Raw genomic sequence first — 26,995 nt, forward strand, 5'->3', positions numbered from 1 at the left:
GGGAAGTGATTTATGAAACTTTATATAAGCGATTTACACATTGGAAATGGAAGTTCTAAAGATGATTTTGTTTATGATGAAAATTTAATTTATATATTAAAAAATATGAAGTTTAATGAACTATTTTTTGTTGGTGATATTTTTGAATTAATAGCTGGAAACAATACTTCTTTACTCAATACGGCAAAAGAGTATATAGATAATTTTAATGTATCAGAATTAAAAAATGTGTACAATAAGCATCAACAACTTTTTGATACAATTAATAAAATATCTAAAAAGTCTAAAATTAGATATATTATTGGAAATCATGATTATTATATATTTCACAATGAAAAATTACAACAAACAATAAAAGATTTTATGGGAAATATAGAATTCTTTCCTTATTATTATGATAAAAAATGTAAAATATTTATCATTCATGGTAATCAATTCGATCCAATGAATAGATTTGCAATTGACAAAGAAAATAATATTTTACCTTCTTTTGGTGAATATATGATGAAGTATATGGAAGAAAATTTTGATTCTACAGTCAATGATATTCTTCCAGATGAATTAATTTCTGATTATGATAATATTTCACCTATACTGGATGTTTTTCAATGGTTAGATTATATAAACGAAAGGTACAACTTAAAATGTAACTTAAAATCTTTGTGGTCTGAAAATTTTATAAACTTTGTAAGAACACCTCAAATAAAAAAATGGTTAAAGGTAAGTTTCCCAAAATACTCAATATTAACTAATGTTTTTGTAAATAAAATTGGTGGAATGAAATTTGGAGAATTTTTAGTTAGAACAATAATGTTATTTAGAGGTTTTAAAAAAACAAATTCACTTTTATTACAATCAAAAAAACTATTATTAGATGATTTTTATATTCCTAAAAAAAATTTAATTGGATATACAGATAAATCTATTAGATTAGACTCAAAAGATATAAATGGTATTATCATGGGTCACAATCATCAACCCACACACAAAATATTAAAAAATGCTTACACAAAAAAATTTTATGCTAATACAGGTGCATGGAAACATATAGTTTCTAAAAATTTTGGGATAAATGAAAATGAATTTATAAGAAAAAATGTAATATCTTATCTTTGTATAGAAGAAAATTTAAAAGTAAAACTCTATACTGAAGAAAGTTATTTTGGAGGTGGAAAATGAAAAAATTTTTAATTGTTAGCATTATTTTAATTGTTTCAGTATCTATTTTCTCAATGAGTTTTTACAATCCTATAGGTCCAACTTTATTACCTGCTGCTGGACTATATATAGCTCCACCAAAAGATTTAAAAACCAACTTATGGAGAACGCTTGATGAAGCTCAAACAATTGTTTTAAAAGAACAAGCTGATTTTATAGTTTTACCAGTAGCTTATGGAATACAATTAATAAATAAGGGTGCAAATTATAAGCTTGCTGGAGTATCTTTGTGGAAAACTTTTTATCTTGTTTCTTCACAAAACATAAAAGATGTAAAACAACTTGAAGGTAAAAGAGTTTTAACTATACATGGACCAGGTCAAACTGCAGATTTAATTTTAAAAATGGTAAAAAAAGAAATGAACTTGAATTTTGATATAGTATACGTAAAAAGTGGTGCAGATATAATTCAACTTCTTGCAAGTAACAAAGAAAGTATAGCTGTACTTCCAGAACCATTTGTATCTTTAGCAGAAGTAAAAACTAAAGGAAAAATAAGTCCAAAATTAGATATACAAAGTATTTATTATAAGGTTTCAAAAAGTATCAACAAGATTCCTATTGCAGGACTTTTTATAAAAAACTCAATAAATGTATCTACTGCAAATGAAATTATAAACGCTTACAGAAAATCAACAAATGATTTTTTCATAAATAACACCAATGAAGCCATAGATTTTGTTGTTAAATCAATGGGAGGAAAGATGCCCAAACCTGTAATTGAAAAAGCTGCAAAACGTTCTGAAATAATATACAAAACAGATATTGGAAATGTTTTAAATTATTTAAAAATATTAAAAAAGTTTAATTTTATAGATAATTATTCTAAAGATATGTTGTACTTAAAATAACCTTTTCAACACTATACAAACATTGTTTTTTACACAGAATCTATATTTTTGTAATAATTTTGATGGTTATTGATTTTTTCTATTTATAAAAATATGGTATCATTTCTTGATTATAAAAAATATTTACGTATTTACTTTAGAAATGGGAGGGAAAAGAATGACTAAAAAATATGTTTACTCTTGGGGTAACGGAGAAGCTGAAGGTAGTTCAAAAATGAAACATCTTTTAGGAGGTAAAGGAGCTAATCTTGCTGAAATGGCATCATTAGGATTCCCTACTCCAGGTGGATTTACAATCACAACTGAAATGTGTGATTACTATTGGAAAAATGGTAAAGTTTTTCCTCAAGAATTAAAAGCTGAAGTTGATGCAGCTATTGAAAAATTAGAAAAAATATCTGGTAAAAGATTTGGAGACAATGAAAATCCATTATTAGTATCTGTTAGATCAGGTGCTGCAGTTTCAATGCCAGGTATGATGGATACTATATTAAACCTTGGTTTAAATGATGTTTCTGTTAAAGCTTTAGCAAAATTATCAAACAATGAAAGATTTGCTTATGATTCATATAGAAGATTTATGCAAATGTTTGGTGACGTTGCTCTTGGAATTGAACATGCTAAATTTGAAGAAAAATTAAATATAGTAAAAAGAGAAAAAGGCGTTACAGGAGATCTCGAACTTGATGCAGAAGATTTAAAGAAAGTTGTTGAACTTTATAAAGAAGCTTATAAAGAAGCAGGATTAGACTTTCCACAAGATCCAAAGAAACAAATGTGGGCTGCTATTGAAGCTGTTTTTGGAAGTTGGAATAACGAAAGAGCTATAAAATATAGAGCTATAAATGGTATTAAAGAAGGAGAATTACTTGGAACAGCTGTAAATGTTCAAATGATGGCATTTGGTAATATGGGAGAAGATTCTGGAACTGGAGTTGCTTTCACAAGAAACCCTAATACTGGAGAAAAGAAATTTTATGGTGAATATTTATTAAACGCACAAGGTGAAGACGTTGTTGCTGGTATAAGAACTCCAGAACCAATGGAAAAATTAAATGAAGTTAATCCTGAAGTTTACAAACAATTATGTGATATAATGACAAAACTTGAAAATCATTTTAGAGATATGCAAGATATTGAATTTACAATGGAAAAAGGTAAATTATATTTATTACAAACAAGAACAGGAAAAAGAACTTCTGCTGCTGCAGTTAAAATAGCTGTAGACATGTTAAAAGAAGGATTAATAACAGAAGAAGAAGCAGTTATGAGAGTTAAACCTGCCGATATTGAAAAACTTCTTCACCCTATGTTTGATGCAGAAGAACTTAAAAAAGCTCAATATATGGGTAAAGGATTACCTGCTTCTCCAGGTGCTGCAACAGGTATGGCTATATTTAGTGCAGATAAAGCTGAAGAAAAAGCTGAAGAAGGTATTCCAGTTATTCTTGTAAGACCAGAAACATCTCCAGAAGATGTTGGTGGAATGAATGCTGCAGAAGGTATCTTAACAGCAACAGGAGGTATGACTTCACATGCTGCAGTTGTTGCAAGAGGTATGGGTAAAACTGCAATAGTTGGAGCTGCAAACTTAGAAATAGATGAAAATGCTAAAACTGCTACAATAAATGGCGTTACTATAAAAGAAAATGATTGGGTATCATTAGATGGAAACGAAGGTAAATATTATGCTGGTAAAGTAAAAACAATAAAACCTCAAGGTTTACACGGAGATATAGCTGAATTATTAGAAGTTGCAGATAAATTAGCAGATCTTGGAGTTAGAGCAAATGCCGATATACCAAGAGATGCAAAAGTAGCAAGAGAATTTGGTGCAAAAGGAATTGGACTTTGTAGAACAGAACATATGTTCTTTGATGAAGCAAGAATAATGAAGATGAGAACTATGATTGTTTCTAAAACTGTAGAACAAAGAGAAGCTGCTCTTTCCGAATTACTTCCATTCCAAAAAGCAGACTTTAAAGGTTTATTTGAAGCAATGGAAGGATATGGAGTTACTATAAGATACTTGGATCCACCTCTTCATGAATTTTTACCAAATGATGAAGAACAAATGAAAGAAATTGCTCCTCAACTCGGTATATCTGTTGAAGAATTAAAAGAAATAGTTGAAAATTTACATGAATTCAATCCAATGATGGGTCATAGAGGTTGTAGACTTTCTATAACTTATCCTGAAATTGCAGTTATGCAAACAAAAGCTGTTATAGGTGCTGCTATTGAAGTAGCAAAAGAAGGTAAAAAAGTTAGACCAGAAATCATGATTCCACTTGTTGGAAAAGTTGATGAATTAAAATTCTTAAGAGAATTAGTTGAAAAAACAGCAAATGAATTAATAAAAGAATCAGGAATTGACCTTGAATACAAAGTTGGTACTATGATAGAAGTTCCAAGAGCTGCTGCTACTGCAGATCAAATTGCACAACAAGCAGATTTCTTTAGCTTTGGTACAAATGATTTAACTCAATTAACACTTGGTTTCTCAAGAGATGATTATGGTAAGTTCATAAAAGAATACATAAAAGAAGGAATTTATGAATCAGATCCATTCCAACACATTGATAGAAGAGGTGTTGGTAGAATGATTAAGATGGCTCTTAATGATGGTAGAGAAGTTAATCCATTATTAAAAACAGGAGTTTGTGGTGAACATGGTGGAGATCCTGAATCAATTGAATTCTGTCACTTAGTTGGTTTAGACTATGTTTCATGTTCTCCATATAGAGTTCCAGTTGCAAGACTCGCTGCTGCTCAAGCTGCAGTTACATACAAAAGAAGAAAAAGAGTTAATGATTAATAAATAATCTTAAAGCGGGGAGTTTATCCCCGCTTTTTATAAATTATTTACAATATACCCCGATATGCTTATATAATTAAACTTGAAAAATTTTTCATGGTGAATTATAATATTTTTAGCTTTTAAAATAACTAAGGAGGAAGAGGCATGACATCCCCATCCGTAAAAAAAATTATTTTTATTCTTATGTTCATGTTGGTAACATTTTCACTTTTTGCAGATACTCCTAATGTTCCTGCAAAAAACAACGTTAATACAACATCGGTAGTTACTACTAGTAATACTACTGAAGAAAACGGTTTAATTTTATTTTTAAAAAACAACGGCTTTGCAAAACTAACTTGGAAACACATAGTTATGATCTTAATCGGTATCTTGGTAATATGGGTTGCAATATCTAAAGATGCAGAACCTTTATTACTTGTATCCTTGGGGTTTGGTATGATTTTGGCAAATATTCCACCAGAAGTTACAGGATTTTTATCTCCGCCAACATCTGTTTCACCAGGAGGATTAATTTATTATATAAAACAAGGTATGCTTTTAGGTATATATCCTCCATTAATCTTTTTAGGATTAGGAGCTATGACAGACTTTTCTTATCTTATTGCAAATCCAATATTATTCTTACTCGGAGCTGCTGCTCAAGTTGGAATATTTGTAACCTTTATCATTGCTAATTTAATTGGATTTAATATGTTTGAAGCTGCTTCAATTTCAATTATTGGTGGTGCAGATGGTCCTACATCTATTTATCTTGCATCAAGATTTGCTCCTCAAATATTATCAATAATTGCTGTTGCAGCGTATTCATATATTGCTTTAATACCAATTATTCAACCACCTATTTCAAAATTTTGGACAACAAAAGCAGAAAGAAAAATAAGAATGAAAAAATTAAGAGTTGTTTCTCAAAGAGAAAAAATAATTTTTCCAATATTAACGACTCTTGTTGTAACCTTAATAGTTCCACAGGCAATTTCTTTAGTTGGTATGTTAATGCTTGGTAATCTTTTAAAAGAAAGTGGAAGAACTGCAAGGCTTGCCGAAGCAGCTTCAAGGTATATACTCGATGTGAGTACAATACTTTTAATGTTATCTGTTGGAGCTTCTGCAACTGCAGATAAATTCTTGACACCAGCATTTTTAAAAATATTATTCTTAGGTGCTGCTGCATTTATAGTTGCCCTTTCATCTGGTATTTTAGTTGCTAAGTTTATGAATTTATTCTTAAAAAACAAAATAAATCCTTTAATAGGAGCAGCAGGAGTTTCTGCTGTACCTGATGCAGCAAGAGTTGCTCAGCATGTTGCACAAGAAGACGATCCTGGAAACTTTATATTAATGCATGCAATGGGTCCAAATGTTGCTGGTGTTATAGGATCAGCAGTTGCCGCTGGTATTTTTATAAACATGATACACTAATTATCGCATTTGCGAATTAATTTGGAGGTGCTGTTATGCCATCCGTGAAAAAAAATTTCAAGGTGGAAATAAACTATGAGTACTGTAAAAAATGTGGATTATGTTACTGGATATGTCCTACAAAAACAATAATTGCAGGAGAATATGGAAAACCTGAAGTTCCAGATCATGCTAAATGTATTGGATGTTTACAATGTGAAAAAATATGTCCTGATTTTGCAATAAATGTTATTGAGGATGGTGAAAAATAATGGGTAAAGTACACTTTATGTCTGGAAATGAAGCTTGTGCTCATGCTGCCATAAAAGCAGGATGTAGATTTTTTGGAGGTTATCCTATTACACCATCAACAGAAGTGGCAGAAACACTAGCTAGAGAACTCCCAAAAGTTGGAGGAACATTTATTCAAATGGAAGATGAAATTGCAAGTGCCGCTTCAATAATTGGAGCTTCTCTTGCTGGAGCAAAATCTATGACAGCAACTAGTGGTCCAGGTTTTTCCTTAATGCAAGAAGCATTTGGATACGCAGTTATGACTGAAACGCCTTGTGTCTTTGTAGATGTAATGAGAGGTGGTCCTTCAACAGGACTTCCAACAAAACCATCTCAAGGAGATATTATGCAAGTTAGATGGGGAACACATGGAGATCATCAAATAATTGTCCTTTATCCTTCAACAGTTGAAGAAGTATACAAATATACAATTACTGCTTTCAATTATGCTGAAAAATATAGAACACCTGTAATATTATTAATGGATGAAACTCTTGGTCATATGCGTGAAAGTTTTTATATAGATTATGAAGATGAGTATCCTGAAGTTATAGAAAGAATTAAAGATGTAGAATTAGAAGAAGAAGATGTTTTTCATCCATTTGATGTTGATGAAAACAGTGAAATTTCACCTTTAATGGAAATGGGAAAATCAAGATTCCACGTATCTGGTTTAGTACACGATGAAACAGGATTCCCTGTTGGAACATCTCCTGAAATTGCTGATAAAGCTATAAGACACTTAGATTCAAAAATAAGATTGTATGCTGAAGAAATAGCTATATACGATGAATATATGTTGACCGATGCTGAAATAGTTGTTGTTGCTTATGGATCCACAGCAAGAGCCGCTTTAAGAGCTGTTAAAATGGCAAGAGGAGATAAAATACCTGTTGGATTGTTTAAACCAATTACAATATGGCCATTACCTTCTTCAAGAATTAAAAATTTATTTAAAAATGCTCAAGCATTGATAGTTCCAGAACTAAATATGGGACAGTATGTTCAAGAACTTTCCAAATTAAATAAAGGAAACAAGTATATAGAGTCATTAACAAAAGTAAATGGTGAATTAATAACTCCAGAAGAAATTTTAAACTCTATAATAAAAGTTTGGATACAAATAACAGAAATGTAAAATTATATTTTGAAAAATCAATCCCTTAGGGTATAATATACCCAGGGGATTTTTTTATTTTAATGAGGTGAGTTATGTTTTTAGAGAAAAATTTAAAAAAATATGAAGATAAAATTAGAAAAATTTTTATTGAACCTGAGTTAAATTATATATTTTCTGAAATGGATAAAAATATATATTATGAGTTCAATACAGATATTTATATTCATGAAAATACTGAACAAGTACCTTTAAATATATATAAAATCTTAAAACTTGCTGAACACTATAACCTTTTTAAAATACATAATATAAATATTGTCAAAGAAAAAGAAAAACAATCTATAAGTATAATAAGAAATAATGGAAATTTAATAACTTTGAACTATACTTTAATGAATACTAACTTTAATAATATTTTATTGCATATAATTAAAAATTCAAGTAATACTTTTTCTTCTTTATTAATAAACATATTTTTAAAAAGTAGTAGAATTTCACATATATTATTGAATTCAAGAGTAATAATTGAAGAATCATTAAAACATGGTGTAGGTAAAGAAAAAATAATATACGCAATACTTACAGGTATAACAACTGAATTTGGTGCTGGATTTGATAGAGCTATTTTATTTAAAAAATATGGAAGCGAATACAAAGTGTATAGAGCATGTGGTCAAAAATCTTTTGAAGAAAATAAAAAAATAAAAGAAAATTATTTGAATTTAAATCAAACATTAAAACAATTTTTAAATAATTTTGATAAAGCCAAGCCTTTTGGATCTTTAGAAGTTATATTAAAAAATTTTACTTTAAAAGAAGAAGATATAAAGTATAAATATTTATTTGAAGATTCACTAAAACAAAATAATGCTGTTAAATTACCAATAAGTTCTTTGAGTAAAAACTTAATAAATAATTTAGATTTAATGGGTGAAATAGCAATGATTCCATTAAACTTTGAAAATAGTCAATATGGATTTATTTTATGTGATAATAGATATAATAATACGCCTATATCAGACGAACAATTATATGCACTTGATTATTTAGGAAAACAAGGGTCTATAATTTTAGAAACTAAAATTTCTCATGAAGCTTTAAAATTCGAAGCAGAAACAGATAGTTTAACAGGACTTGGTAATAGAAACAGTTATGAAAAGTATATTCAAAGATTATCTATTTCTGGAGAAAAACATATTGGTATTGCAATGATTGATTTAGATAATTTTAAAATAGTTAATGATACTTTTGGTCATAAAGCTGGAGATGAACTATTAATAAAATTTTCAAAAATAATAAAAGAAGAACTTAGAAAAACCGATTATGCATTCAGATATGGTGGAGATGAATTTACCCTATTTTTTAAAGATATAGACAGTGAAATGCTTAAATTAAAATTACAAAACATTGAAAAAATTTATTATGAAAAAACTAAAAAAACTTTTTCTGCTGGTGGATTAATAATGAAATATGATATTTATGATGAAATAAAAAATGTAGACGAACTTTTATATAAATCAAAAAATTCAGGTAAAGGCAAAATATCTATGCGATTTTGATTTTTTATTAAAATATGGTAAAATATACATTGAAGTCTTAACAAAAAAAGGAGGAATGTCCCGGATATGGAAATCTTAAAAGTCAGTCATAAATCAGCACCAAATAAAGTAGCTGGAGCAATTGCTGGAGTTTTAAGTAAAACAGGAGAAGTTGAAATACAATCCATAGGTGCTGGAGCAGTCAATCAAGCTGTTAAGGCAATAGCAATTGCAAAAAGATTTATTGAAAATGATGGAAAAGAACTTTATGTTATTCCTGGATTTGTAGAAGTTAAAGTTGGTGAAGAAGAAAGAACCGGGATAAAGTTTAAAGTATATATAGAAAGCGAAGAAAAATCTGAATGATTGATGAAAAAACTATACAAGAAATAATTGCCGCGTGCACAAGCGATGCGCGGCTTTTTTCTATTATTGAAGATTTAAAAACTAAAACTAAAGAAGAAAGATTTGTTATTAGAAAAAAAGCTTCTATAATTCTATCAAAGGTTAATGGAATTGAAAAAGAAGCTTTAAAATTTTATTATATCATTACGGAAGATGGGGTTATTGAAGAAATACTTAGGAGGTTAAAACGTGGAAAAACCTAAAACAGTTGGAGGACAAGCTGTAATTGAAGGAGTTATGATGAAAGGAATTCATACAGTTGTCGCCGTAAAAAAAGAAAATGGAAAAGTAGCTGTAAAAAAATTAAAGGATAAATCTTGGGGGTTAATAGAAAAAATTCCTTTTATAAGAGGATTTTTTATATTATTGCATGCAATGATAATAGGAATGAATGCATTATCTTATTCTGCATCAGTCTCTGGCGAAGAAGATGAGGAATTCACAAAAAAAGATATGATACTATCAATATTATTTGCATTTTTGGTTGCTGGACTTGGATTTGGAGCGCTTCCAGTACTCTTAACAAAACCATTTAAAATAGAATCTGAATTTTGGTTTGCATTAATTGAAGGCATAATAAGAGCATTTTTAGTAATAGGATATATATGGGCAATTTCATTAATGAAAGATGTTAAAAGAGTTTTTGAATATCACGGTGCAGAACATAAGAGTGTTTTTACTTATGAACAAAACGAACCACTTGAAGTTAAATATGCAAAAAAATATACAACATTGCATCCAAGATGTGGTACAAGCTTTATGATAATTACTGTTTTTGCTTCAATAATAGTATTTGCTGCATTTGGAGCTTTGGGATATAATTCGTTATTAATAAAAGTTTTATCAAGAATATTATTATTACCTTTAGTTGCAAGTTTAGCTTATGAGTTTCAAAGATTTACAGCAAATATAATAACAACTCCATTAGGTAAAATATTGGCTTATCCTGGATTAATGCTACAAAAAATAACAACATCCGAACCAGATGAACAACAATTAAAAATAGGTTTAATATCTTTAAAATATGCGCTTAAAGAAGATTTTGATGGAGAAATAGAAGTTGATATAAACGACTAGCTTTTAGCTAGTCGTTTTTTTCTTAAAAATCTAATTTTTCTTTTATTCTAGACAAATAACTTCTTCCTATTTTTAATGATGTTTTATTCTTATCACATAATTCAAGGGTATAATCTCTTAAAAACCATTTTTTTAATTTTTTTACTTTATCAACAGAAACTATATAACTCTTATGTATTCTCAAAAATTTACTAGAATCAAGTATTTTTTCTAAATTTTTTAAACTTTGATCAAAATAAAATTCTCTATCATAAGTACACAAAAAAGTATACTTGTCTTGTGCTTTAAAATAATACACTTCTTCGTGTGGAATTATCAATATTTCATCTCCATCTTTAACTGAAAATCTTTCTTTTATATTTTCTTCTTTTATCATATTCTTTATTTTTTCTAATATATTATTTTTATCTCTTTCTTTTGCTCTATCAATTGATTTTTTTAATCTTTCATAATTTGTAGGTTTCAATAAATAATCAATTGCATTTTCTTCAAATGCTTTAACAGCATATTCATCATAAGCTGTTAAAAATATTATCATTGGAGAATATGTTAGTTTTTTTATAACTTCAAATCCATTTAATTCTGGTAAATTTATATCTAAAAATACCAAATCAGGTTTATTTTTTTTTATACTATGAACTGCACTTTTTCCATCCATGACTTTATCAATAATTTCTATATCATTAAATTTTTTTAAAAGCATTTCAAGCCTTGAAATTGCTGGTAACTCATCTTCAACTATTATACATCTCACATTAAATCACCTCTTTTGGAAAAGTAATTTTTACAGTTGTACCATTTGAAGTAGAATTAATTTTTACATTACTTTTATCTTTAAATAGTAATTTTAATCGTTCTTTTACGCTTTTTATACCAAATCCATTTAATTCTCCTTCAAATCCAACACCATTATCTTTGACAACAATATTAATTTTATTTTCTATATTCATAGCTTCTATAAATATTTTACCACCATTTTTTTTCTTTGATATTCCATGAATAACTGAATTTTCAACAATTGGTTCAATTATTAATGGAGGAATCAAATTATTTTTTATACTTTCATCAATTATAATTTCATATTCTAATCTATCTCCCATTCTTATTTTTTCAATATCAAGATATTTTTTTATTAATTCAAATTCTTCTTCTAAAGTTTGGAATTTTTTATCTGATGAATATAATATTTTCCTATATATACCAGAAAGATTTATAACAACTTCTTCAACTTTTTTTGGAGAAGAATAAGCTAAATCAAGTATAGAATTTAAAGTATTGAATAAAAAATGTGGATTTATTTTAGATTGTAAAGCTGCTAATTCTGATTTCAGCATATTTTCTTTTAGTTTATTATTTTCTATAATTTTTTTAGTTATTTCTTTTTTCAATTTATAGTAAAATAAATATAAAAATATAGTTCCAAGTATTAAAACACCATTTATCAACAAAAGTATCCCTTGAAAAAAACCTACTTTTAAAAACATGCCTGGAAAAATTATACTAGTTAAAACAGAAAATGTTTGAAATCCAATATATATACTCAACATAAAAATGGAAAATAAAATCAAATTATTTATTATTTTAGAATCTATGCTCTTTTTTAAAAATTTTTTATATAAGTAATAGAGCATAAAAAATGAAAAACTCAAAGAATTACTTAAAATCAACGAAATTCCCAAAGTTATAATAAAATGTTCATATGAAGAAACTAATATCGCTATAAAAACAGAAAATAAAACTCCAATTATTTGAGTAATAATAAATATTTTTAAAAATTGATTTTTTATTAACTTCATTTTTTATTCACCAAACTTTTCATACGTTCCTTTGAAAGTTGTGAATAAAACGATTCTTTATATTTTTTAACTATTTTTTCATATAGTTCATATGCTCTTTTATAATCTTTTTTTAATTCTTTTAAATCTGCTAATTTAAATAAAATTTCTGCGTTATTATCAATTAAAAGCTGAGAATCATAATTAGAATTATTTAAAATATATTCATAGTCTGATATTGAAGTATCAACACAAAATGGAAAATCTTTCAACTCATAAAGAGCATTTGCTCTTATATAATGAAAACTAATGCTGTAAGGATCATTTTTTACAGCATCAGACATTTCAGAATATCCAGAATAAACATACCATAACTTTATTGGAATAAACCATTGTTCTTTTCCAATTTTTAATAAAACACGTCCATATAAAAGTTGTGCCTTTGGAATATACGAAATATTAAGAATATTCTTATATATATTTTTTGCTCTTGAAAAAGATTCAAAACTCCCATTTTCTCCAAGATATTCATACAATCTTGCTAAATCAAACATTTTTTGAGTATCATTTGGATATTTTTCTAAGTAATCTTCATACTTTTTTATTTGTTCTTTTATAACAATAATATCCGTATATGAATACAAAAAAACTGGAATGATTAACAAAAAAATAAAAATAATTTTTTTCATATTAGTTCTCCATATGAAACTCATTTTTTAAATTTAATATATAATGCTGCAAGTGGCGGTAAAGTTATATTTATTGATTGATCTCTTCCATGAAATTTAACATTTTCTGTTTTTATTTCATGAATATTATCTACATTACTTCCCCAATATCCTTCCCAATCTGTATTCATTATTTCAACATATGTACCTTTTTTAGGTACACCTATTCTATAGTTATATCTTGGAACTGGTGTAAAATTAAATATACAAACAGTAAATTCGTTTTCATCTCTTGACTTTCTAATAAAACTTAAAACACTGTTTTCACTATCATTAAAGTCTATCCATTCAAACCCTTCATTAAAACTATCTAATTCGTATAATTCTTTATTTTCTTTATAAATTTTATTTAAATCTTTTACAAAATTTTGCATTTTTCTATGTGATTCATATTGTAAAAGATTCCAATCTAATTGTTTTTTACAATCCCATTCATTTCTTTGAGCAAACTCTGATCCCATAAAAATTAATTTTTTACCAGGATGAGAATACATATAAGCATATAAAAGCCTTAAATTTGCAAATTTTTGCCAATCATCTCCAGGCATTTTTTCTAATAAACTTTTCTTTCCATAAACTACTTCATCATGAGATAAAGACAAAATAAATTTTTCAGAAAAAGCATAAACCATTGAAAATGTTATTTCATTTTGAGCATACTTTCTGTATATGGGATCTTTTTTAAAATATTCTAAAGTATCGTGCATCCATCCCATATTCCATTTAAATGTATAACCAAGTCCATTATTTTCAACATCTCTTGTTACACCATCAAAGGAAGTTGATTCTTCTGCTATCATTAATACTCCTGGATGATACTTTTTCATAATAGAGTTTAAATACTTCATAAACTCAATTGCTTCAAGATTTTCTCTTCCACCATATTTATTTGGTATCCATTCTCCATCTTTTCTACTATAATCTAAATATAACATAGAAGCTACTGCATCAACTCGTAATCCATCAAAATGAAATTTTTCAACCCAATACAATGCATTAGAAATTAAAAAATTTTTTACTTCATTTCTTCCATAATTAAATATATAAGTTCCCCAATCTATATGTTCACCCAATCTTGGATCGATATGTTCATACAATCCTGTTCCATCAAATCTACCAAGTGCATGAGCATCCTTTGGAAAATGTCCTGGAACCCAATCTAAAATCACCCCTATATTATTTTCATGAAACTTATCTATTAAATATTTAAGATGTTCTGGTCTTCCAAATCTACTTGTTGGAGCATAATATCCTGTTACTTGATATCCCCAAGATTCATCTAAAGGATGTTCTTCTATTGACATAAACTCTACATGTGTAAATCCTTGCTCTTTTACATAATTAACTAATTTTTCTGATAATTCTAAATAAGATAAAAATTTATTTTCTTCATTTCTAACCCAAGATCCTAAATGAACCTCATAAGTCGAAATTGGTTTTGCTTCCCAATTATTTTCTTTTCTAAGTTTAATCCATTTTTTATCATTCCATTTATATTTAGTCGTATAAACAATAGAAGCATTTGATGGTCTTACTTCATTATAAAATGCATAAGGATCTGTTTTTAAAAGAATTTCATTATTTTGAGCTTTTATTTCAAATTTATATAAATCGCCTTCTTTTATTCCAGGTATAAATATCTCCCAAACACCAGAACTTCCTAAAACTCTCATTTGATGAACCCTTCCATCCCAATTATTAAAATTACCAATCACACTAACCCTTTTAGCAGAAGGAGCCCATACTGAAAATAATACACCTGAAATTCTATTTATAGTTAATTTATGAGCTCCAAGTTTTTCATAAATTTTATGATGATTTCCTTCATTAAATAAATATAAATCATATTCTGTTATTTGAGGTAAAAAAGAATATGGATCTCTTAATGTCCATTTATTTTTATTTATTCCTGTAAATTCAAATTTATACTTAAAAAATTCTTTTGCTTGAAATACCTTTTCAAATAAACCATTTTCATTTATTTTTTCAAGATAAAATCTCTTATCTTTTGAAACCAATCTTACTTTTTCTGCGTCTGGTTTAAAAACTCTTACAACCATTTCATTTTTATTTAATTTATGCATACCTAAATATTTAAATGGATCATGACAATCAGCATTTATTATTTTTTTTATTTCATCATCTGTTAACAAACTCATTAAAAACCCCTCCCAAAAATTTATTCTACTAATAAATTATATAACAAATTAAAGAAAAAAACAAATAGCCGATTATAATCGGCTATCATTGTTTTATTTCAACTGTCATCTGCGTAAATGACTGATTTATTATATTGATTTTATTTTTGAAATAAGGTTTTAATATTCTAATATAAAAATCTTCTGGTTGTAAAAAAGTATTGGTAACTACATCAACATATCCATCTTCAAATGATTTAGATCCAATATCTATTATTCCTGCTGATTTTTTTAAGTAAGAAATAAAATCAGCATATTGATCATAGTTCATTTTATTAATAAATAATTCCATAGGTAATCCATTTGCTAATTGATTCATCCAATCTTTTATTATTAACTTTGATATTTCATCACCTGATACCAATGATGCATCTTCAACTGCTTTTTTTACTGCTATCATTGAAGAAATATCTGAAGCACCTCTTTCATCACTATATGAAGATATTATTTTTCCTGTTTGAGTCCAATAAACTTTAAAATTAACCTTTGCTCTAGCGCCAAGCAATCCATAAACCTCACCTGTAGATTCTCCATAAAGCTCACCTGTTAAAAGAACATCAACTCCATATTTTTTTAAAGATTTTGCCAATTGTGGTATATCCTTTTGTTTCGTTTTTATAATTTCATTTAATCTTTCCGTATCATAAACATCAAATCCATATTCTTTTAATTTTGATAAAAGAGCAATTTCTGCACTTCTATCCTCAAAAGATAAAGAACCTTTATATGCTTTACTTGGAAGCCATACTCCAACTTTAGGTTTGTTCATTTTTCTAATTATATAAAAAAAGTCATCATCTGGTATATTTTTACTAACTGTAAACTCAATTTCAACCTTATAATAATCGCTTTGATAAGGTCCTTTACTTAAAATATTTTCACTTTTTATATAACCAAGAGTTTTAGTAAATATTGACTTATCAACAAGAGTAAAGTTTGAAACTTTTTTTTCACCATAAAGTTTAAAACCAACTGATTGTTGTAAAGCTTTTAATCTTGCATCTGTTTCTGCAGAATTGTAATCATATCCTATTCCCTCAACAGTTATTTTTATTGTATCATCAACTTTTGATTGTGGTGTTGAAAAAGATTGATAATAAGGTATTTCAGATTGTTGTGGACTACATGATACAAAAAATAATAATGCTATTAAAGTTATCAACAAATATAATTTTTTCATACTTTCCCTCCCATCGAATACACACCATCTACATTTTGTAAATGACCAGATATTTCAAGTTTCATTAATATTGATAAAATTTTTGATATTTCAAAATTACTATTTTCATATAAAAGTTCTACAGTATTTTTACCATCATTTATTAAATTAATTATACTACATTCTTCAACAGAAAAATTATTTATTTTGACAAGTTGTTCAATATTAAAGGTTTTCTGTATTTCTTCAAGAGAATATATTGGCTTTGCTCCCATATATATAAGATAATTTGTTCCATATGAATTAATTCTATTGATATCTCCTGGAAGTGCATAAACTTCTCTGCCAAAATCCATTGCATAATTTGCAGTTATTAAAGAACCACTTTTTTTTGCTGCTTCAATAACTATTGTTGATTTTGAAAGTCCTGCTATTATTCTATTTCTATAAGGAAATGTATACTTTGCAGGTTTTGTTCCTGGAAAATATTCAGAAATAATTAATCCTTGATTAGAAATTTTATTGTATAAATGCATATTAGCTTTTGGATATATAATATCAACTCCACAACCTAAAACTGCAATAGTCTTTTTAGAATTCATATGAGCTATAGAATCAATACCAAAAGCCATACCACTAACTATAGTATAATTATTTATTTCATTTGTTATTAAAGAACACATTTTTTTACCATATTCAGTAGGTTTTCTTGTTCCAACTACTGATACAGTATTTGTTTTTAACAAAGAAATATCTCCAATATAATAAAGGATTACAGGTGGATCTGGTATTTCTTTTAAAAGTTCTGGATATTCATCATCAAAATAAGTTATTATACCTATATTTTTTTTTGACAAAATATCATATAAATATTTCTTTTTTTCATTAAAATCTTCTTTAAAAGGCAATAAATTCTTTTCAAAAGCCTCTATAAGTTCTTCATTACTCAATTTATATACTTCTCTTAAAGTTATTAAATCAATTGTGTTCAAAATTTTCTCCCCCAAAATAATTAAATAATTTAATTATATCTATTCAATTTCATCAAGATACTTCAACTCTCTTCCAACAAAGACCATCACTACTTTTTTTAATGGCCCATTGAACTCTTTGTTTATAGTTTTTTCATACCTCTTTATTTGATTTACTGCTTCTTTTATCTTTACTTGATATATTTTTTCTGTATAGTCTTTCTTTTTTATGTATTTTAACTCTATTATTGCATTGTATGGCACTTCTTCGTATCTTTTAAACATTGCTAAGTCTATGTATCCACCTTCTACTGGATACTCGCTTTTAACGTATGCCCATGGTGTTAAGATTAAATAACTAAACAGTAGCATCTTTATGTGCTTTTCACTAAAGCTTTGAAAGTCTCTGTCTGATAGTTTTTTTAATACATCTTCTATTTCATTTGCCAACGAGTTTATATTTCCATCTACTAATAACTTTCTTATTGCTATCTTTATCTTTCCTGTATCTATATAGTTTTTTGCTCTTGTTTTTATCATTTCTAAGAAGTATTCTGAGTATATCTTTTTTATTGAATAGTTTGGTATTTTTAAGTTCATCACAAATCCTTTTGATTCTATTGTTAAAAAGCCTAAATAAAAGAGTAAGGTTTTAACATCGTCTATTTCCATCTTTCTTTCAAGGTTAAATGCTCTTGTTAACTCTTCTATTTCTGTTTTGTCTGTCATTAATATTTCATTTAAAAGGTTTCCTATTGCTTCTTTTTCATTATCTATATTATTTATTCCAACAACTTCACCAAGTTTAAATAAATTTTGAATCTTTTTATAATCACTTGCTATGTTCATATCTATTACATCTTCTGGTTTTCTTTTTTCTCTATTGTATTCAGAAATGAAGTATAAGACCATATCGCTGTTGTAAACCTTTTCACTTGCACGTTTATTGAACATGTATCCATTGTAGCTAAACTTCATGTCTTGTAAAATATCATCATTTATTTGATACTCTTTGAGAATATCTTTGACTTCACTTTCAGTGAATCCCATCATTTCATTTAACTCTAAGGTTGTTGACATGTTTTTTGAGATGTTGAATCCACTCGTTAAACTATCTAAGGTTATTGGTGCTACTCCTGTTATGAATAGTCTGTCTATAACAGATCGTGTTCCTTCTTTTATTACTTCATAAAATTTTCTAACAAAACCTGTTTTACTGACGATATTTTTAAATTCATCGAGTTTAAAACTCAAAAGTTCATTTGCAAAGTGGTCGTATTCGTCTATTAATAAGTATATTTTTGTTTTTAAATTTTGTTTATTATATTTGTTTATAAATTCTTTAAAAAGTTCTGAAGGTTCATTTTTACTTTTGTCTAATGTAATATTTAAGTTGTACTTATATATAAAAGTATCTAACTTTTCATAAATTTCATCTTTAAATCCAAATTTCAACTCTTCTTTACTGTCTGTATTCAAACCAGAAAAATTAAACTCTAAAATATGATAACTATTCTTTTTAGGTGTTGGATGTTTTTGTATGTACAGGTCTTTAAAGATAGTATCAAACTTATCTGAATACTTAATATCGTAGTATTTACTCATAGTGTCAAGCCACAAACTCTTACCAAACTTTCTTGGCCTTAAAAAGAAGATGTATGATTCTGGCATATCTTCAATTATTTCTATATACTTAGTTTTATCTACATAGTAAAAATTTTCAGTTCGTATTTTTTCAAAGTTTTGAAGTCCATATGGCACTTTTTTCATTTCAATCACCTCTTCTTAATATTATAACATACAAAAGTTTTATAGATTAAAAAAATACAAAATACTAAGAAAAAACTTCAAATTTTTCTGAGAAAATATTTTTTACCATTCTTTATTTTTCTTATTTTTTTCCCTCATCCTAAAATGGTAAGTAAATGTTTTCGAAGACTTGAAATTTTTAGGAAATTTGCATTTGAAAAAGAAGGTTGGAAAAACACGACGTTTTGGAAAGTTCTGGTTCACATGGACGTGAACTCTGAACGTGCCTTCTTTTTCTTGCTAATTTGCGTTTAGAAAATTTCTTCTGAGAAAATATTTTTTACCATTCTTTATCTCTTTTATTTTTTCACTATTTTCTATCGTTACGTTCACGCATTTTATGAGTAATTACATAATATTAAACAATAAAACAAAACGGCCTAAAGGCCGTTTTGTTTTATTGTTAGTTATTCTTCATCTGCTGAATTTGGAATTACACATATAAATTCTAAATCATCTTCTCCAATATTTATAAGTTGATGTTCAACATTTCCAGGAACAAAAATATAATTACCAGCTTCAACTACTTGATATTCTTCGCCATTAAAAACATTAGCTTTACCTTTTAAAATAAAAATTTCATGTTCCCAATGGTGAGAATGTTTTGGAGAATTACCATTAGGAGCAACCGTAAACAATCTCATTACAAAGTTTGGTGCACCCAATTTACTTCCTATTAAAACTCTTTTTTTTACATTTTTTACTGTATCATTGTTAATAAATAAAGGTTCAATATCATACGCTTTTCCTACAGTTGCTTTTTTCATAATTAAGCCCCCTTTGGAGTATACTCTTCTCTACATATTACTACTTTTCTATAAGGTTCAAATCCAACAGATTTAGTAATTAAATTAGGATAATGTCTTTTTACATATTCATGAACCATTTTTCTTTCAAAAGAAAACATTGGAGCAAGTTCTATTTCTTCTTCACCAGATAAAAGTTTTTTTATTGAATTTTCTGTTATTTCTTCTATCTTCTTTCTTCTCTTTTTTCTATAATCTCCTATATCTAATTTAATATCTACCTTAGTACTAGTCATTCTATTTACATATATCATTATTAAATGCTGTAATGCACCAAGGGTTCTTCCATGCTTACCGATTAAATTCCCAAGACCTTCGCCATTTAAAAATATAATAATAGTTTTACCATAAATTTTTATTGAAGAAGTTATACCTTCATCAAAACTTTTTGTTATTTCTTTTAAAAACTCACTTATTTGATTTAATAAATAAGTTTCATTTAAATATGCTTCTATTATTGCAGGTTTACTACCTATTCTTAAAAATCCTTTAACTTCTTTTTGTATTAAAGTATAAGAAATTTCTTCTTCTTTAACTTTAAAAATTTCTTTAGCTTCTTTTAGCGCCGTTTCAAGATTTTTAGATGTTATTTGCTTTGACTGTATCTTTATCACTCGTTTCATGCCCCCTTATGCCTTTCTTTTTATAGGTTTTGGTCCAAGTCCAAAAAGCTCTCTTAAAGTAATACCTTTAATTCCATATCTTTTATGAGTTATATAAGTAAGAACAACTTGTATTAAAGCTGTAGTTGTATAATAAATAAACAATCCTGTTGGAAATCCAATAAACATAAATTGGAATACAACACTCATTATTATTTGTTGCCAAGCCATTTTAGCATCATTAGCACTCCATAAACCAGTTACAATGTATGCAAGAGAAGTTACCAATACTAAAATTATATTTTGAGAAAATCCTCCTTGTGAAAGATCAGACCAAAATAAAAACTTAGGATTGTATGCAAAACTTTCCCCAAAATAATATATAACGCTGTACAACAAGAAAAATACTGGCATTTGTACTAATAAAGGTAAACAACCGCTTGCTGGATTATATCCTTTTTCTTTATATAAATTCATCATTGCTTCTTGTTGTTTTTGTGGATTTGAATATTTTTTCTTTAACTTTTCTATTTCAGGTTGTAATTGTTTCATCATTATCATGGACTTCATTTGTTTATGATACAAAGGATAAAGAATAACTCTTATAATTAAAGTAAAGATTATTATTGCCCATCCAAAGTTTCCTGTCCATTGTTTAAGCATGTATAAAAAGTCTACAAAAAAGTAATATATATTAGAAGACCAATTTAGTGCACCTACATCTTGTAATAATGCTTTAATACTTTTATTGGTTTCATCATCGAAAACACTTTTAATAAAAGTAAGTTTCATTGGTCCCATATAAACCTTTGAAATAGAGTTACCAGAAACGTTATATAAAAGTCCATCTTCTATTTTTTTATTTGTACTAAATACCAAAACAGATTTCAAACTAACCTTTGCTGAATATGGTTTTGGTAAGTAAGATACGAGTTGATTTTTAGATGTTCTTATTTTATCAGCATATGAAATAGTTGGAATTTTTACTAAACCTTTAACATTATCAAATTCAATATCAAAGTGAAAGTATGTATCATTGTAAAATTTATATTTTTTATATCCACCGTTTTTAAAGAAAAAAGTAAATTCAACATATTTTTTATCTTCAGAAATATTGTATTCACTTCTTACAGGTAAAATTTCCATTTTTGTTTCTGGATTTATTAAGTCAAAACTATCATTTGCATATTCAAATAATTCAACAACCTTTTTTGTTCTTGATTCCACAATTGAATAATTTTTTATGTGCCCAAATTCGTCCATATTAAAGTTATAAAGTTTTAACTCTACATTTGTAATTTTTGAAGCATTTTCAGTAATTTTTATTTCAGGTAAAGCATATACAAAAACAGATAGGATAATTAATCCTATTATTATGAGTTGTTTTTTCAATTTTTTGCACTCCCTTTATTCTTTTGAGTATTATTTTTAATAAAAAATTCAAATTTTTCTGGTACAGGATCATTTCCTCCAGGATTAAACGGATGACAACGGAGTATTCGTCTGAAACCCAAATAAAGACCTTTTAATGAACCAAAACGAGAAACCGCTTCATAAGTATAAGCGGAACATGTTGGTGAAAATCTACAAGATGGTGGCTTTAAAGGTGAAATAAACTTTCTATAAAAAGTTATTAATAAAAGAATTATTTTCTTCATTTTATTTTGCTCATTATATCAAAAAAGATTTCTTTGAACTCTTCAAATGTCATATCTTTAAATTTTTTAGATAAACTCTTTCTTGGAATAAAAAGCATAATATTACTATTAAAAGTATCTTTATTTGTTCTATAAAGTTCTCTTACATAACGTTTTAATCTATTTCTAACATATGCTTTTCCAAACTTTCTTTTAACAGATATGGCAATTTTAGGAGTAGAACTCTTTTTATACACAACAACAAAATATCTGCTAACAGCTCTTTCTCCATCATTAAATAATTCTTCAAAATCTTTTCTGAGTTTCAGACGCTCGCGTTTTTTAAAAGTTTGCATTAAACAGTTAAACTCTTTCTTCCCTTTGCTCTTCTTCTTCTAAGAACGTTTCTTCCTCCTGATGTAGCCTTTCTTGCTCTAAAACCATGTGTTCTTGCTCTCTTAATTCTTGATGGTTGATATGTTCTTTTCATAATGCGACCTCCTATCCATATTTTTATCAAATCTATTCTTAATTATACACATAAAGGTATTGATATGTCAATAAAAATACGTTACAAAATTGTTCAAAATAACAAAAATTAATCTTTTATATCCTTTTATACTTATCTTTTATACCTTAAATATCAATTGCAATTATACTTTAACATAAAATTTTTTTTTAAAAAGTACTGTTTAAAGTTAAAGAGTATAATATAAAAGAAATTCTTTATTATTTGATATTTTGATGAGGTGAATATATGAAAGCAGAATATGAATGTATTGGTTGTATTATAAAACATACACAATCTTTAATAGAAAAAGCTGACAAAACAAATAAAATTTCAAGCGAAAAAAAATTTGAAGATTATAAAAAAGTTATTTCTGATTTAATTAAAAATCTTGAATATGGAAAAAGACCTATTGAACTTTCTGTTTCACAGTACGATTCTATATATGAATTATATGGGAAACAAGATTTTTTTATAAATGAAAAAACTAATGCCAATCAAATTTTTTTAGAAATGTATGATGATTTATTTTATTTCATAATGAATTCAGAAAATCCATTGAAAACAGCCGCCAAACTTTCCGCAATTTCAAACATTATAGATTATGGAGTTAAAAATTCCTTTGGGGAATTAGAATTCGAAATAGAAACTATGGCAAAAAAAAGAAAGTTTGCAATAGATGATTTTAAAAGTTTCAATGAAAAATTAAAAACTGCAAAAAAAATACTCTTTATTCATGATAATGCAGGAGAAATAGTTTTAGATAAACTATTTATTAAAACAATTAAAAAATTTTATCCAGACATAATTATATATTCTGCAGTTAGAAGCGCTCCAATAATAAATGATGCAACTTTAAAGGATACTGATGAAATTAATTTAAAAGAACTTTCTATACCAATTGAATCTGGAAGTGTTTATCCTGGAACAATATTTGAAAAAACAAATGAAACTTTTAAAAATATTTTTGAAAAATCTGATATAATTATATCAAAGGGACAAGGGAATTTTGAAGGATTAAATAAGACTTGCGAAAAAATATATTTTATATTAACAGCAAAGTGTTCTGTTGTATCTCAAGAATTAAATGTAAAAGTTGGAGAATTTGTATTTAAAAGAGATGTAGTTATATAAATTCAACCAAATCAAAGGAGGGGGTAGTATTGAAAAAGCTACTTAGTTTAATTACTGTTTTAATGATGATTAGTGCAATATTTGCTGCACCAGTTCATCTCGTTATTTTCCATATTAATGACACTCACGGACATGCATGGCCTTATTCTGAGTATCACAATCCTGATATAGGTGGTTTTGCAAGAATTGCAACTATAGTTAATGAACAAAGAGCAGAAATCGAAAAAGAAGGCGGACATGTATTGTTCTTACACGCAGGAGATGCAAACACAGGTGTTCCTGAATCAGATCAGTTAAAAGCCGTACCTGATTTTGCAATGTTGCATTACATGGGTGTAGATGCTATGGCACTTGGAAACCATGAATTTGATAATGATTTACAAACACTTGAAATGCAACAAAGAGTTGCTCATTTTCCATTTTTGAGCTCTAACTTTGTTGATAAAAATTTATTTCCAATATTTAAACCTTATTTAATTAAAAACTTTGGTGATTTAAAGGTTGGAATAATTGGTGTAACAACAGAACAAACAAACGTTTTAGAACCACTTCATCTTGGAACAAATAGATTTGAAAGTGCAGAAGAAGCTGTCAAAGATTATTTGCCCGAAGTAAAATCTAAATCAGATATAGTTATTGTACTTGGTCATTTAGGATACGGTGTTAGACCTAATCTTCCTGTTGGTTATACAACTTCTGACGAACTTGCAAAAAAAGTTGAAGGAATAAGCGTTATAATAGATGGTCATTCACACACAGTTATTGAACCACCAAAATATATAAATAATACAATAGTAGCACAAGCTGGTGAATGGGGTAAATACGTTGGAAGAATAGACCTTTGGATTGATAAAGGAAGAGTTACAAAATGGGAAGGCAAATTAATTCCTGTTAACTTAAAAAAATATAATGGTAAAGATGAAAATGGTAAAGCACTTTATACAAACTTAAACCCTGTAGAAGAAGATCCATTCATAAAAATGATTGCTGATTCTTATTACAATATGGGATCAGAAAAATTAAATGAAGTTATTGGTGAAACCAAGATAAATCTTGATGGTGAAAGACAAGATGTAAGAAGTAAAGAAACAAATTTAGCACATTTAATAACAGATGCAACACTTGAAAAAACAAATGCAGACTTTGCATTTACAAATGGTGGAGGAATAAGAGCTTCTATAAAACCTGGTAAAATAACTTATAGAGATATATTAACAGTTCTTCCTTTTGGAAATACAGTTTATGTAGTTAAATTAACAGGAAAAGATGTTATGGATGTTTTAAATTACGCAGTCACCATTCCTGCTGGTCAAGGAGCTCACATGCACGTTTCAGGAATAACCTACGATGTTGTAAATGGAAAACCTACTAATGTTATGATAAAAGGTAAACCATTAGATATGAATAAAACATATAATGTAGTTACAAATAATTATGTTGCAGCTGGTGGAGACGGTTATAAAATGTTAAAAGGTAAAAATGGTTACGATACAGGATTTGTTCTTGCTGATGTTGTAAAAGATTATATAAAAGAACTTGGAACAATCAAAAACTATGATAGTAAAAATAGAATCAATGTAAAATAATAAAAAATGGCGAACTAAAGTTCGCCATTTTTTATTTTATTATAAAACTAATTTCTAATTTGTCGTTTTCTTTGTAATTAATATTTATTAATCCACCAAAATTTCCTTCAATTCCATATCCTGAAAATAATTTAGATAAATCAAAAAAAGCAAAAGCTAAATTAGCACTTCCTATTTTTTCTGACAACATGTTAAATAAAGTATTTTCAGATAATTTTTTATAACCTTTAATTAAATCTTTGTATTCTTTTGGAGTACCTTGATAAATATATAATTCCTCATTATCTTTCCAGAGATTCAAATCAGTTGTTACTTTTTTCTTTTCACCTATATTTTCAGGATCATCAATCATAGTTTCTATTGACATAGTTATTTCATTGTCATTTACTTTTTTATACTTAATAGAATTATCTTCAAGTAAAGGTATAATATCTTTTATAGTGTTTTTAGTATTAATCTTTATATATTCTTTTCCATTAAATTCCATACTATCAGAATTAAGTTCCACATTACCTCCAAGTTCTATTCCATTTGAAGAACTTAATAGTTTTTGTACTAAATCAAAATCTCCAAAATTTTTTATAATACTTTTTAAAGAGCTTAAATCTGTAGGTATATATCCTGAAACTATCATATAAGTACCTGGAAATTTATAATTATCTAAAGGCTTTATAAAATTAGTATTTGTAATTCCAGAAGAAACTGCACCATTAGATTTTCCTATTAAATATCCGTCTTTAACGTATGCATAACCATTACCTTTCATTTTTGAAGAGTTAAGCACATAATAAAATCCATTTTCAATATTTTGTTGATTAATAGAAACACCTTTTTTAGCTTCTTTATAAAGATCTTTATCCATAACAAAAACAACATAATTTTCTTTTTCTACAATATCAATGGAAACTCCACTTTCTTTAAGTGAACTTATTAAAATTTTATTTATATAATCTATAAATTTTTTTGAATCTTTAAATGGACCCATAACAACTCCAAAATGATAAGTTTCATTAGATGGTTCAACAATAAATCCTGCTAAATCTACATTTTGTAATAAATCATAAAAAGCTGATGATTCAACTTCAGAAGAAGTCATATACATTTCTGCATAACTCGAAAGCATAATTTCAAGATTTATTGGATCTAAAAAAATACTCTTTAATGATGGAATTGTTTTTAAACTTTCATAAGATTTTGTAAGATTTTTAACGTAAAAAAATGCTTTTGAATTAGATGGAACATACTGTAAAACATTTGAAAAAGATACTATTGAAAATAATGCTACTAAAAGTACTATCGTTATTTTTTTCATATCTTACCTCCTATTATTTTGATTTCATTTATATTTTATCATACT

Annotated in this window: 26 protein-coding genes; 12 read left to right on the top strand and 14 right to left on the bottom strand. The window is 27.1% G+C overall.

Going from position 1 to position 26,995, the window contains the following annotated elements; translation table 11 throughout:
- Positions 1–12 precede the first annotated feature (12 nt).
- The 10 genes from IGS63_RS00790 (at position 13) to IGS63_RS00835 (ending at position 10,725) form a co-directional block, all read left to right on the top strand.
- Positions 13–1,179, top strand: a complete 1,167-nt coding sequence (locus IGS63_RS00790) for a metallophosphoesterase (protein WP_190615156.1) — start codon at positions 13–15, stop codon at positions 1,177–1,179.
- Positions 1,176–2,069, top strand: coding sequence for an ABC transporter substrate-binding protein (locus IGS63_RS00795; RefSeq protein WP_190615157.1), 894 nt, complete (start codon positions 1,176–1,178; stop codon positions 2,067–2,069). The genes IGS63_RS00790 and IGS63_RS00795 overlap by 4 nt, the downstream gene beginning before the upstream one ends.
- A 157-nt stretch (positions 2,070–2,226) precedes the next feature.
- Entirely contained in the window at positions 2,227–4,887 is a 2,661-nt protein-coding gene (gene ppdK, locus IGS63_RS00800) for a pyruvate, phosphate dikinase (protein ID WP_190615158.1), read from the top strand.
- 147 nt (positions 4,888–5,034) lie between these two features.
- Entirely contained in the window at positions 5,035–6,312 is a 1,278-nt protein-coding gene (locus IGS63_RS00805) for a sodium ion-translocating decarboxylase subunit beta (protein WP_232521247.1), read from the top strand.
- A gap of 35 nt (positions 6,313–6,347) precedes the next feature.
- On the top strand, positions 6,348–6,563 hold the full coding sequence (locus tag IGS63_RS00810; protein ID WP_190615159.1) for a 4Fe-4S dicluster domain-containing protein: 216 nt from the start codon (positions 6,348–6,350) through the stop codon (positions 6,561–6,563).
- Complete coding sequence (locus tag IGS63_RS00815) at positions 6,563–7,723, top strand: 2-oxoacid:acceptor oxidoreductase subunit alpha (RefSeq protein ID WP_190615160.1); 1,161 nt, start codon at positions 6,563–6,565, stop codon at positions 7,721–7,723. Before IGS63_RS00810 ends, IGS63_RS00815 begins: the two co-directional genes overlap by 1 nt.
- Positions 7,724–7,797: 74 nt before the next feature.
- Positions 7,798–9,264, top strand: a complete 1,467-nt coding sequence (locus IGS63_RS00820) for a GGDEF domain-containing protein (protein WP_190615161.1) — start codon at positions 7,798–7,800, stop codon at positions 9,262–9,264.
- 66 nt (positions 9,265–9,330) lie between these two features.
- Positions 9,331–9,609 carry a stage V sporulation protein S gene (locus tag IGS63_RS00825; protein WP_190615162.1) on the top strand — a complete coding sequence of 93 codons (279 nt, stop codon included), beginning with the start codon at positions 9,331–9,333 and terminating at the stop codon, positions 9,607–9,609.
- Positions 9,606–9,851, top strand: a complete 246-nt coding sequence (locus tag IGS63_RS00830; protein WP_190615163.1) for a hypothetical protein — start codon at positions 9,606–9,608, stop codon at positions 9,849–9,851. Before IGS63_RS00825 ends, IGS63_RS00830 begins: the two co-directional genes overlap by 4 nt.
- A complete protein-coding gene (locus tag IGS63_RS00835) occupies positions 9,838–10,725 on the top strand; it encodes a DUF1385 domain-containing protein (protein WP_232521248.1) in 888 nt (295 codons plus the stop codon). Before IGS63_RS00830 ends, IGS63_RS00835 begins: the two co-directional genes overlap by 14 nt.
- A 22-nt stretch (positions 10,726–10,747) precedes the next feature.
- Here the strand turns inward: IGS63_RS00835 and IGS63_RS00840 are convergent, their stop codons facing one another.
- From IGS63_RS00840 to rpmH, 13 genes are all read right to left on the bottom strand, one after another.
- The gene (locus tag IGS63_RS00840) at positions 10,748–11,479 is read right to left on the bottom strand and encodes a LytR/AlgR family response regulator transcription factor (protein WP_190615164.1); all 732 of its coding nucleotides are present in this window, start codon (positions 11,477–11,479) and stop codon (positions 10,748–10,750) included.
- A gap of 1 nt (position 11,480) precedes the next feature.
- Positions 11,481–12,521 carry a sensor histidine kinase gene (locus IGS63_RS00845; RefSeq protein ID WP_190615165.1) on the bottom strand — a complete coding sequence of 347 codons (1,041 nt, stop codon included), beginning with the start codon at positions 12,519–12,521 and terminating at the stop codon, positions 11,481–11,483.
- Positions 12,518–13,189: a tetratricopeptide repeat protein gene (locus IGS63_RS00850; protein ID WP_190615166.1), complete on the bottom strand. Its 672-nt coding sequence runs from the start codon at positions 13,187–13,189 to the stop codon at positions 12,518–12,520. The genes IGS63_RS00845 and IGS63_RS00850 overlap by 4 nt, the downstream gene beginning before the upstream one ends.
- A gap of 20 nt (positions 13,190–13,209) precedes the next feature.
- The gene (gene glgB, locus IGS63_RS00855) at positions 13,210–15,387 is read right to left on the bottom strand and encodes a 1,4-alpha-glucan branching protein GlgB (RefSeq protein ID WP_190615167.1); all 2,178 of its coding nucleotides are present in this window, start codon (positions 15,385–15,387) and stop codon (positions 13,210–13,212) included.
- 85 nt (positions 15,388–15,472) lie between these two features.
- A complete protein-coding gene (locus IGS63_RS00860; protein ID WP_190615168.1) occupies positions 15,473–16,606 on the bottom strand; it encodes a hypothetical protein in 1,134 nt (377 codons plus the stop codon).
- Positions 16,603–17,577, bottom strand: a complete 975-nt coding sequence (gene dprA / locus IGS63_RS00865) for a DNA-processing protein DprA (protein WP_198423060.1) — start codon at positions 17,575–17,577, stop codon at positions 16,603–16,605. The genes IGS63_RS00860 and dprA overlap by 4 nt, the downstream gene beginning before the upstream one ends.
- Positions 17,578–17,616: 39 nt before the next feature.
- A complete protein-coding gene (locus IGS63_RS00870; RefSeq protein WP_190615169.1) occupies positions 17,617–19,326 on the bottom strand; it encodes an AAA family ATPase in 1,710 nt (569 codons plus the stop codon).
- A gap of 446 nt (positions 19,327–19,772) precedes the next feature.
- Positions 19,773–20,132: a cupin domain-containing protein gene (locus IGS63_RS00875; RefSeq protein WP_190615170.1), complete on the bottom strand. Its 360-nt coding sequence runs from the start codon at positions 20,130–20,132 to the stop codon at positions 19,773–19,775.
- A 2-nt stretch (positions 20,133–20,134) separates the two neighbouring features.
- Positions 20,135–20,794, bottom strand: coding sequence for an RNA-binding cell elongation regulator Jag/EloR (jag, locus tag IGS63_RS00880; RefSeq protein WP_232521249.1), 660 nt, complete (start codon positions 20,792–20,794; stop codon positions 20,135–20,137).
- Between the two features lie 6 nt (positions 20,795–20,800).
- A complete protein-coding gene (gene yidC, locus IGS63_RS00885) occupies positions 20,801–22,165 on the bottom strand; it encodes a membrane protein insertase YidC (RefSeq protein ID WP_190615171.1) in 1,365 nt (454 codons plus the stop codon).
- Positions 22,162–22,431 (bottom strand): membrane protein insertion efficiency factor YidD, encoded by a 270-nt coding sequence (yidD, locus tag IGS63_RS00890; RefSeq protein WP_190615172.1) that lies wholly within the window; start codon positions 22,429–22,431, stop codon positions 22,162–22,164. Before yidD ends, yidC begins: the two co-directional genes overlap by 4 nt.
- On the bottom strand, positions 22,428–22,766 hold the full coding sequence (rnpA, locus tag IGS63_RS00895) for a ribonuclease P protein component (protein WP_190615173.1): 339 nt from the start codon (positions 22,764–22,766) through the stop codon (positions 22,428–22,430). Before rnpA ends, yidD begins: the two co-directional genes overlap by 4 nt.
- Entirely contained in the window at positions 22,766–22,900 is a 135-nt protein-coding gene (rpmH, locus tag IGS63_RS00900) for a 50S ribosomal protein L34 (RefSeq protein WP_190615174.1), read from the bottom strand. Before rpmH ends, rnpA begins: the two co-directional genes overlap by 1 nt.
- A 267-nt stretch (positions 22,901–23,167) precedes the next feature.
- Here rpmH and IGS63_RS00905 point away from each other — a divergent pair, with 267 nt between their 5' ends.
- Both IGS63_RS00905 and IGS63_RS00910 read left to right on the top strand, forming a co-directional pair.
- Positions 23,168–24,052 carry a damage-control phosphatase ARMT1 family protein gene (locus IGS63_RS00905; protein WP_190615175.1) on the top strand — a complete coding sequence of 295 codons (885 nt, stop codon included), beginning with the start codon at positions 23,168–23,170 and terminating at the stop codon, positions 24,050–24,052.
- A gap of 29 nt (positions 24,053–24,081) precedes the next feature.
- Entirely contained in the window at positions 24,082–25,638 is a 1,557-nt protein-coding gene (locus tag IGS63_RS00910; RefSeq protein ID WP_190615176.1) for a 5'-nucleotidase C-terminal domain-containing protein, read from the top strand.
- Between the two features lie 31 nt (positions 25,639–25,669).
- On the opposite strand, the gene IGS63_RS00915 is transcribed toward IGS63_RS00910, so the two are convergent.
- The gene (locus IGS63_RS00915) at positions 25,670–26,950 is read right to left on the bottom strand and encodes a hypothetical protein (RefSeq protein ID WP_190615177.1); all 1,281 of its coding nucleotides are present in this window, start codon (positions 26,948–26,950) and stop codon (positions 25,670–25,672) included.
- Between the last annotated feature and the right edge of the window lie 45 nt (positions 26,951–26,995).

Origin of the sequence: Tepiditoga spiralis, from assembly GCF_014701195.1 — a bacterium.
Classification (GTDB): Bacteria; Thermotogota; Thermotogae; order Petrotogales; family Petrotogaceae; genus Tepiditoga; species Tepiditoga spiralis.